This is a genomic window from Bacillus sp. REN3 (assembly GCF_017912555.1).
Classification (GTDB): Bacteria; Bacillota; Bacilli; order Bacillales; family Cytobacillaceae; genus Mesobacillus.
The window spans coordinates 1-290 of record NZ_JAERSD010000081.1 but is presented as its reverse complement, the minus strand read 5'-3'; the positions used below and the strand labels follow the sequence as shown (position 1 = coordinate 290).

1 protein-coding gene is annotated in these 290 nt (G+C 42.8%); it reads right to left on the bottom strand.

The genetic code is table 11. The features are described from left to right. A partial coding sequence (locus JJQ88_RS21065) for a reverse transcriptase domain-containing protein (RefSeq protein ID WP_246861346.1) occupies positions 1 to 290 on the bottom strand: 290 nt, incomplete at both ends.

Genomic DNA, 290 nt, shown 5'->3' with positions numbered 1-290 from the left:
GGGGACCTCCTTGTGGTGTTCCTTCTTCTGCATCGTAGACTACACCATTTATCATGATTCCTGCTTGGAGATATTTTCGAATTAGCTTCAAGACCAATCTGTCTTGGATTCTGTTTGCCAATATCCCCATCAACTTGTCATGATTCACTTTGTCAAAGAACTTCTCCAAGTCCATGTCAATCACCCATCTATAACCTTCACTTATATATCCCTTTGCTTTACGTACAGCGTCATGGCCTCTTCGGCTTGGCCTAAACCCATAACTATGTTCCGAGAAGGTTGGGTCAAAA